The organism is Arthrobacter sp. JCM 19049, from assembly GCF_001310435.1.
The window spans coordinates 1-1,228 of record NZ_BAXF01000578.1; the positions used below are offsets into that span (position 1 = coordinate 1).

1 protein-coding gene is annotated in these 1,228 nt (G+C 67.9%); it reads left to right on the forward strand.

The features are described 5' to 3' along the window. Positions 1-489 (forward strand): amino acid--tRNA ligase-related protein (locus tag JCM19049_RS14610; protein WP_304488863.1); only part of this gene is annotated, 489 nt, incomplete at its 5' end. Positions 490-1,228: the final 739 nt, after the last annotated feature.

Here is a 1,228-nt window from a genome sequence, read left to right on the forward strand (position 1 = left end):
GGCGCCGGTGCCTGGACCGCGGTGCACCACGCCTTCACCAGCCCGAAGCCCGAGTTCATGGACACCTTCGACACCGACCCGGGTTCGGCGCTGTCCTACGCCTACGACATCGTCTGCAACGGCAACGAGATCGGCGGCGGTTCGATCCGTATCCACGACCGCGAGGTGCAGGAACGCGTGTTCAAGGTCATGGGCGTTTCCCAGGAGCAGGCGCAGACCCAGTTCGGCTTCCTGCTGGAGGGCTTCAAGTACGGCGCCCCTCCGCACGGCGGCATCGCCTTCGGCTGGGACCGCGTGCTGCAGCTGCTGACCGGTTCGGAGTCGATCCGCGACGTCATCGCCTTCCCGAAGACCGGTGGCGGCTTCGACCCGCTGACCGCCGCCCCGGCCCCGATCACCGCGCAGCAGCGCAAGGAAGCCGGCATTGACTTCAAGCCGGAGGCCAAGCCGGAGAAGAAGAAGCCCGAGGAGCCCGGCGCCGCGAAGTAGCACCGCGCGCCAGACAATGACCCGGGGCAGGTGCCGGTTCCAGCAGGAAACCGGCACCTGCCCCGGGTTTTCCTGCCCCCTCACCTGCCCGCCGGCTCCCGGTGGAGGCTGGCAATACTCCGAATTATCAACTAGGTTGGAAATTAACCTACTGAGGGAGGAAGCCCGTGGCACGCAAGATTCGACGCACCGCCAGCGATGCGGTGCTGGAGCAATGGCCCGCTGTCTACCGCGACTGGGTCAGCCAGTTCCACTTCCGGCTGGTGTGGGGCGGGTTGAATGACGCGCAGGCCGCCGCGGAGCTGGAGCGCCAGCTGCAGGCCGTGCGCGACAGCGGTGAGGACCGCGGGGCTGCTGGGGGAACCGAACCGGTTCGGGCAGCAGCGGACTGCGAGCCTGCTGGATCAGACCCAGCGCCTGGAACGCGACCTGCCGGTCTTCCGGGGGAGCCAGCTGCTGCGGATCATCTCCTACCTGTGCTTCGGGCTGTTCGTGCTGGCCGCGGTGTTCCTGGGGTTCCGCGACGGATGGCTGCACCACAGTTGGCAGCTGTGGCAGGGCTTGTGCTTCCTGGTTGTCCCGTGGTGTGCGGCGCTTGGCTTGTGGGGTGGATCAGTTTCCGGATGGGCAGGCTGCGCACCGCCGCCGCCTGCTGGACCGGTGCGGCGATCGCCTGGTGGCCTTTGGCTGGCTGGTCTCGGTGCTGGACACCGAGCGGGTCCTTCCCGTGGCGAACCTG